At 70.2% G+C, this 7,804-nt stretch carries 3 protein-coding genes; all 3 read left to right on the plus strand.

Going from position 1 to position 7,804, the window contains the following annotated elements:
* Positions 1 to 324: 324 nt before the first annotated feature.
* The 3 genes from AB0N14_RS36240 (at position 325) to AB0N14_RS36250 (ending at position 7,658) form a co-directional block, all read left to right on the plus strand.
* The gene (locus AB0N14_RS36240; protein ID WP_366029958.1) at positions 325 to 5,265 is read left to right on the plus strand and encodes an NAD-glutamate dehydrogenase; all 4,941 of its coding nucleotides are present in this window, start codon (positions 325 to 327) and stop codon (positions 5,263 to 5,265) included.
* A 312-nt stretch (positions 5,266 to 5,577) separates the two neighbouring features.
* Positions 5,578 to 6,087 carry a GtrA family protein gene (locus AB0N14_RS36245; RefSeq protein ID WP_366029959.1) on the plus strand — a complete coding sequence of 170 codons (510 nt, stop codon included), beginning with the start codon at positions 5,578 to 5,580 and terminating at the stop codon, positions 6,085 to 6,087.
* A gap of 158 nt (positions 6,088 to 6,245) precedes the next feature.
* Positions 6,246 to 7,658 (plus strand): hypothetical protein, encoded by a 1,413-nt coding sequence (locus tag AB0N14_RS36250; RefSeq protein ID WP_366029961.1) that lies wholly within the window; start codon positions 6,246 to 6,248, stop codon positions 7,656 to 7,658.
* Positions 7,659 to 7,804: the final 146 nt, after the last annotated feature.

Below are 7,804 nucleotides of genomic sequence, written 5' to 3' on the forward strand. Positions count from 1 at the left end.
TCCCTGCCCTGCGCCCGGTGAGCACGGACCACCTCCGTGACCGGGCGGCGGTCGCTGGTCTTCACAGGCGGGGCCGGTCGGACAGGGCGCCGCAGGCGCCCGCCGGGGCAACCGGGGCGCCGGGGACGCGGAAGGCGCCGAGCGCGCCGGGAGCAGCGTCGCAGTCGCCGCGGGCGCCGGAAATGGCCGATAACCCCCCGCACTTCTCTCCATGCGGCATAGCGTCTAAGCAGACCGGACACCCCGCGTCGCGGCGTTACGTCGGAGAAGAGACCGTACTTCCTTCTACGTCACGCAACGGCGCGCGACAGGAGCCAGAGGACAATGCAGACCAAGCTGGACGAAGCCAAGGCCGAGCTGCTCGAGAGGGCTGCCCGGGTAGCTGAGAACAGCCCGGTCGGGGGGCATCTACCGACCGGGACGACGGACGAGGGCACCCCGGACCGGGAGACCGTCCTCGCGTTCCTCCAGCGCTACTACCTGCACACCGCCCCCGAAGACCTGACCGACCGCGACCCGGTGGACGTCTTCGGCGCCGCCTTCTCGCACTACCGGCTGGCCGAGACGCGCCCGCAGGGCACGGCCAACGTGCGCGTGCACACCCCGACCGTCGAGGAGAACGGCTGGACCTGCAGCCACTCCGTCGTCGAGGTCGTCACCGACGACATGCCGTTCCTCGTCGACTCCGTGACGAACGAGCTGTCCCGCCAGGGCCGCGGCATCCACGTCGTGATCCACCCGCAGTTCGTCGTCCGCCGCGACCTGACGGGCAAGCTCCTCGAGGTGCTGCCCGACGCCCCCGGGGCAGAGCTGCCGCACGACGCGCACGTCGAGTCCTGGATCCACGTCGAGATCGACCGCGAGACCGACCGCTCCGACCTCAAGCAGATCACCTCCGACCTGCTGCGCGTCCTGTCCGACGTCCGCGAGGCCGTCGAGGACTGGGAGAAGATGCGCGACTGCGCGCTGCGCGTCGCCGAGGGGATCCAGAAGGAGCCGGTCCCCCAGGACCTGCCGCAGGCACAGATCGAGGAGGCCGGCGAGCTGCTGCGCTGGCTGGCCGCCGACCACTTCACCTTCCTCGGCTACCGCGAGTACGAGCTGCGCGACGACGACACGCTGGCCGCCGTCCCCGGCACCGGGCTCGGCATACTGCGATCGGACCCCCACCACGCGGGCGAGGACCAGCACCCGGTCAGCCCGTCGTTCGAGCGGCTGCCCGCCGACGCCCGCGCCAAGGCGCGCGAGCACAAGCTGCTGGTCCTCACCAAGGCCAACAGCCGTGCCACCGTGCACCGGCCTTCGTACCTCGACTACGTCGGTGTGAAGAAGTTCGACGAGAACGGCAACGTCGTCGGCGAGCGCCGCTTCCTCGGCCTGTTCTCGTCCGCCGCCTACACCGAGTCCGTGCTGCGCGTGCCGGTCGTCCGGCGCAAGGTCGACGAGGTCCTCACGGGTGCCGGGTTCTCGCCCAACAGCCACGACGGCCGGGACCTGCTCCAGATCATGGAGACCTACCCGCGCGACGAGCTGTTCCAGACCCCGGCCGACGAGCTGCGCTCCATCGTCACCTCCGTCCTCTACCTCCAGGAGCGCCGCCGCCTCAGGCTCTACCTGCGCCAGGACGAGTACGGGCGCTACTACTCGGCCCTCGTCTACCTGCCGCGCGACCGCTACACCACGGGCGTCCGGCTGCGCATCATCGACATCCTGAAGGAGGAGCTCGGCGGCACCAGCGTCGACTTCACCGCCTGGAACACCGAGTCGATCCTGTCCCGGCTGCACTTCGTGGTCCGGGTCCCGCAGGGCACCGAGCTGCCGGAGTTGTCCGACGCCGACAAGGAGCGCATCGAGGCCCGGCTGGTGGAGGCCGCCCGCTCCTGGACCGACGCCTTCAGCGAGGCGCTGACCGCCGAGCTCGGCGAGGAGCGCGCCGCGGAGCTCCAGCGCCGCTACACGAACGCCTTCCCCGAGGGCTACAAGGCCGACCACACCCCGCGCGCCGCGGTCGCCGACCTCGTCCACCTCGAACAGCTCACCGACGAGGAGGGCGGTAAGGACTTCGCCCTCAGCCTGTACGAGCCCGTGGGCACCGGCCCCGGCGAGCGCCGCTTCAAGATCTACCGCAAGGGCGGCTCCGTCTCCCTGTCCGCCGTGCTGCCGGTGCTCCAGCGGATCGGCGTCGAGGTCATCGACGAGCGGCCGTACGAGCTGCGCTGCCAGGACCGTACGACCGCGTGGATCTACGACTTCGGTCTCCGGCTGCCCAAGGAGGTGGCCGGCAACGGCGACTACCTGGGCGACGACGGCCGCGAGCGGTTCCAGGACGCGTTCGCAGCGGTGTGGACCGGGCAGGCGGAGAACGACGGGTTCAACGCGCTCGTCCTGAGCGCCGGCCTCACCTGGCGGCAGGCCATGGTGCTGCGCGCCTACGCCAAGTACCTGCGCCAGGCCGGTTCGACCTTCAGCCAGGACTACATGGAGGACACCCTCCGCAACAACGTCCACACCACCCGGCTGCTGGTCTCCCTCTTCGAGGCACGGATGTCGCCGGAGCGGCAGCGGGCCGGCCTCGAGCTGACCGACGCCCTCCTCGAGGAGCTGGACGCGGCCCTCGACCAGGTCGCCTCGCTCGACGAGGACCGCATCCTGCGCTCCTTCCTCACCGTCATCAAGGCGACGCTGCGCACCAACTTCTTCCAGGAGGCGCACGGCGGCAAGCCGCACGACTACGTCTCCATGAAGTTCGACCCGCAGGCCATCCCGGACCTGCCGGCGCCGCGCCCGGCCTACGAGATCTGGGTGTACTCGCCGCGCGTCGAGGGCGTGCACCTGCGCTTCGGCAAGGTCGCGCGCGGTGGTCTGCGCTGGTCCGACCGGCGTGAGGACTTCCGCACCGAGATCCTCGGCCTGGTCAAGGCGCAGATGGTGAAGAACACCGTCATCGTGCCGGTGGGCGCCAAGGGCGGGTTCGTCGCCAAGCAGCTGCCGGACCCGGCCAAGGACCGTGACGCCTGGCTCGCGGAGGGCATCCGCAGCTACCGCACGTTCATCTCGGCGCTGCTCGACATCACCGACAACTTGGTGGCCGGCGAGATCGTGCCGCCGGTCGACGTGGTGCGCCACGACGGCGACGACACCTATCTGGTGGTCGCGGCCGACAAGGGCACCGCGACGTTCTCGGACATCGCCAACGAGGTCGCCGAGAAGTACAACTTCTGGCTCGGCGACGCCTTCGCCTCCGGCGGCTCGGCGGGCTACGACCACAAGAAGATGGGCATCACCGCCCGCGGCGCCTGGGAGTCCGTGAAGCGGCACTTCCGGGAGCTGGACGTGGACACCCAGTCCGAGGACTTCACGGTCGTCGGCATCGGCGACATGTCCGGTGACGTGTTCGGCAACGGCATGCTCCTGAGCGAGCACATCCGTCTGGTCGCGGCCTTCGACCACCGGCACATCTTCATCGACCCGAACCCGGACGCGGCGACCTCCTACGCCGAGCGCCGCCGCCTGTTCGAGCTGCCGCGCTCGTCCTGGGCGGACTACGACACCGAGCTGCTGTCGGCAGGCGGCGGTGTGTTCCCGCGCACGGCCAAGGCGATCCAGGTCAACGCGCACATCCGTGAGGCGCTGGGCATCGAGGGCAAGGCCACAAAGATGACCCCGGCCGACCTGATGCGGGCGATCCTCAAGGCACCGGTCGACCTGCTGTGGAACGGCGGCATCGGCACCTACGTCAAGGCCTCCACGGAGTCGAACGCGGACGTCGGCGACAAGGCCAACGACGCGATCCGCGTGGACGGCAAGGACCTGCGCGTCAAGGTCGTCGGCGAGGGCGGCAACCTCGGGCTGACCCAGCTCGGCCGGATCGAGTTCGCCCAGCACGGCGGCGGGATCAACACCGACGCGATCGACAACAGCGCGGGCGTGGACACCTCCGACCACGAGGTGAACATCAAGATCCTGCTCAACTCGGTCGTGGCCAACGGCGACCTCACCGTCAAGCAGCGCAACCAGCTGCTCGCCGAGATGACCGACGAGGTCGGCGCCCTGGTGCTGCGCAACAACTACGCGCAGAACGTGGCGATCGCCAACGCCCTGTTCCAGTCGAAGGACATGCTGCACGCGCAGCAGCGGTTCATCCGCTACCTGGTGCGCGAGGGCCACCTCGACCGGGCGCTGGAGTTCCTGCCCACCGACCGGCAGATCCGCGAGCGGCTCACCGCCGGAGCGGGCCTGACCGGTCCGGAGACGGCCGTCCTGCTGGCGTACACGAAGATCACGGTTGCCCGGGAGCTGCTGGACACGCCGCTGCCCGACGACCCGTACCTGCGCAGCCTCCTGCACGCGTACTTCCCGACCGCGCTGCGCGAGAAGTTCCCCGAGCAGATCGACAACCACGCACTGCGCCGTGAGATCGTGACGACCGTCCTGGTCAACGACACGGTCAACACCGGTGGTACGACCTACCTGCACCGTCTGCGCGAGGAGACCGGCGCTTCGCTGGAGGAGATCGTCCGGGCGCAGACCGCGGCCCGTGCGATCTTCCGTTCCGCTCCGGTGTGGGACGCGGTCGAGGACCTGGACAACAAGGTCGACGCCGCCGTGCAGACCCGCATCCGGCTGCACTCCCGCCGGCTGGTCGAGCGCGGCACGCGCTGGCTGCTCAACAACCGGCCGCAGCCGCTGCAGATCACCGAGACGGTCGCGTTCTTCGCCGAGCGCGTCGAGCAGGTCTGGAGCGAACTGCCGAAGCTGGTGCGCGGCGCGGACCTGGAGTGGTGGCAGAAGATCTACGACGAGCTGACGGGCGCCGGCGTGCCGGACGAGCTCGCCACGCGTGTGGCCGGGTTCTCCTCCGCCTTCCCGGCGCTCGACATCGTCTCGGTGGCCGACCGCATGGGCAAGGACCCGATGGACGTCGCCGAGGTCTACTACGATCTCGCCGACCGGCTCAAGATCACCCAGCTGATGGACCGCATCATCGAACTGCCGCGCGCCGACCGGTGGCAGTCGATGGCCCGCGCCGCGATCCGCGAGGACCTGTACGCGGCCCACGCGGCTCTGACGGCGGAGGTCCTGGCGGCCGGCAACGGCACGTCGACGCCGGAGCAGCGCTTCAAGGCGTGGGAGGAGAAGAACGCGGCGATCCTGTCGCGGGCGCGTACGACGCTCGACGAGATCTCGAACTCGGACTCGTTCGACCTCGCGAACCTCTCGGTGGCGATGCGCACGATGCGGACGCTGCTGAGGACACACAGTTAGTGCCGCACCAGGCAACGTCCGCCCCGTCGCGAGGCCCGGCACACCCCAAGCTCTCGGCTTCGCTCGAGCAGGGGGGACCCGTTGCCTGCCGCGGCACCAGGCCCGGTGTGACGATGGGGCCGCCCCTCGGTGAAGAGCGGCCCCATGCGCGTATCCCTCGATCATGCCCGGGCTCGCCCGTCGGCTAACCTAGTCTGACGCTTTCTTGCCAAGGCCTGGGGAAGTTCAACCCTTCGTTCTACTCGCCTCTGTTGGACGGGACGTTTGGAGCAGGTTTGGCGTGATCGTCGGACGAGTGGAGGACCCGTACCCGTGTCTGTGAACCTCACCGAGCAACGGCCCCTGGCCGCTCGCCCGGTTGCCGAGACCGTCCCTCTTGCCCCAGTCCCGGCGCTCGCCCGGGTGCGGCGGCTGGCGGTCGAGGTCATCAAGTTCGGGGTCGTCGGCGGCAGCGGTGTCGCGGTCAACATCCTCGTCTTCAACGCCCTGCTGCAGGGCCTGGCATGGGCTCCGATGACGGCGACCGTGCTCGCCAGCGTCGTCGCCATGGGCACCAACTACCTCGGCTTCCGCTTCTTCGCCTACCGCGACCGGGCCTCGCGCACCCGGCAGCAGATCGTGCTCTTCTTCGTCTTCAGCGGGGTCGGCGTGGTGATGGAGAGCCTGTTGTTCTACGTCGGCTACCACGGCCTCGACATGAATGGGCCGATCGGCTCCAACGTGGCGAAGACGCTGTCGATCCTGCTCGCGTCGGCGTTCCGCTTCCTGGTGTACCGGACGTGGGTGTTCCAGCACGGGACGAAGCAGGGCGCCGCGGCATGATGAGCGTCACAGTGAAGGGAAGCAGAGGGGCCGGCGGGGCTGGAGGCAGGGCCGGGAAGCAGCCGGGGCGGTCCTGGAGCCCGCTCGCGGCCGTGCGGACGCCGGACGGCAGGGCCGGCGTGGCGTTGTGGGCGGTGGTGGCACTGCTCGTGGTGCTGATGCTGCTGGTCATCGTGCGGCTGCCGTGGGACGGGGACCTCGGCATGCACGCGGCGACCGTGGGACGGCTGCGGCACCGGCTGCTGGACCCCGGCAATCCACTGGTCGACGAGAACACGCCGAGCCCGTACTACTCGCCGTGGATGCTCTTCCTCGGTGTTGTGGCCCGGGTGACCGGTCTTTCCGTCTGGGTGGTCCTGCGCATCGGCGCGCTGATCAGCCTGACGCTGCTGGTGACGGGCGTGTGGCGGTACGGCCGCACGCTGAGCGCGCAACGTGTCGCGCCGCCGCTCGTCCTGCTGTGCCTGGTGTTCCTGTGGGGCACCGAGGTGTTCAAGTGGAGCGGCTTCCTGGGGCTGAACTCGCTGGCGCTGACCGTGGCGTACCCGAGCGTGTTCGCACTGGGGCTGGTCTTCCACTTCTGGGCACTGCTGACGCGGACGCTGAAGACCGAGGGTGGCTGGGTGGCGTTCCTCGGCCTTGGCGCGCTGTGGGCGGTGATCCTGCTCAGCCACCAGTTCACCGGGGTGGTGGGGACGCTGGGCGCGCTGGCCGTGGTGATCGGGGCGCGGGTCGGACTCAGGATCTGGCTGCGCCTTGCCGCCGGGCTGGCGCTGGGCGCCGTGATCCTCGCGCTCTGGCCGTACTACGACTTCTTCGCCCTGTTCGGCGCGGGCAGCCTGGAGGAGATCCACCGCTCGCTGTACCAGGATCTGTTCGCGCGGTTCGGCCTGGTGCTGCTCGGAGTGGTGGCGCTGGCTGTGCGGGCGCGGCGGGACCGTCTGGACCCGCTGGTGCTGTTCTTCGCCCTGGGCGTGCTGGTGTTCGGCCTGGGCGGCCTGACGGGCCACTACTCCTGGGGACGGGCGCTGCCGGCGGTGCTGATCCCGGCGCAGCTGGCGGCCGCCGTCGAGGTGGCCGGGGCGGCGCGGGGCGCACTGCGGAACGTGGCGGCCGGGGTGCTGGCAGCGGCGCTGCTCGTGGGGGCGTGGACGCAGATCCAGACGGTCGGGTACGTGACGGGGCGGAGCGCGCTGCCCGAGGTGGTCGCGGAGAAGTACCGGGACCCATGGGTGGGGTACCACTGGATCACGCCCTGGGTACGGTACGGGGACGTGGTGATGGCGAAGACGATTCCCTCGCGGCAGATACCGGCGTACGGGGCGTACACGGTGGCGCCCGGCTATCCGGACTTCTTCCTGCCGGACGAGGCGCGGCGGGACGCGGCGGTACGGACCTACTTCGCGGCCGGGTCGTCGCGGGCCGAGCGGCTGGAGGTGCTGCGGAAGTACGGGGTGCGGTGGGTTGTCCAGCGCCGGTCGGACGGGGGCCTGCCGGCGGGGGACGGGGCGCTGCGGAAGGTGGCCTCGGGGCCTGGGGGCCAGGTCCTGTACGAGGTGGTGGCGCGCTAGGGGGGCTCGCCCCCAGCCTGTCCGAGGGGCCCCCGCCCGAAGAGTTCGGGGGCGCCATCGTAAGGCCAGCTTGCGTGGCGTTGGTCACGCTCCTGCGGAGTGCACCCGAGCGAGCGCCCCGAGCGCGAGGCACAATGGACAACTGG

The sequence above is a fragment of the Streptomyces sp. NPDC051104 genome, assembly GCF_040682835.1.
GTDB lineage: Bacteria > Actinomycetota > Actinomycetes > Streptomycetales > Streptomycetaceae > Streptomyces > Streptomyces cynarae.

What these genes read in the sequence shown, in the direction of transcription:
- AB0N14_RS36240 (WP_366029958.1), top strand. Translation starts at nt 325, where the DNA reads ATGCAGACCAAGCTGGACGAAGCCAAGGCCGAGCTGCTCGAGAGGGCT.
- AB0N14_RS36250 (WP_366029961.1), top strand. Translation starts at nt 6,246, where the DNA reads ATGCTGCTGGTCATCGTGCGGCTGCCGTGGGACGGGGACCTCGGCATG.